At 46.5% G+C, this 217-nt stretch carries 1 protein-coding gene; it reads left to right on the plus strand.

What is annotated here, in order from left to right; all coding sequences use genetic code 11:
- A partial coding sequence (locus A3712_RS21870; RefSeq protein WP_157618853.1) for a hypothetical protein occupies positions 1–217 on the plus strand: 217 nt, incomplete at both ends.

Here is a 217-nt window from a genome sequence, read left to right on the forward strand (position 1 = left end):
CGTTGAGCACATCGAAGTACCTGTAGAGTACATCGTTGGTAAAGTTGCATCTAAAGATTACATCAACGAAGCAACTGGCGAGATCATCGTTGGCGCGAACCAAGAGATCAGCCTAGAGGCACTTGCTAACCTATCTCAAGCAGGTCACAAAGCTCTAGAAGTACTGTTCACGAATGACCTAGACCATGGTCCATTCATGTCAGACACTCTACGTGCA

It is taken from the genome of Vibrio sp. HI00D65, from assembly GCF_001635455.1.
Lineage (GTDB): Bacteria > Pseudomonadota > Gammaproteobacteria > Enterobacterales > Vibrionaceae > Vibrio.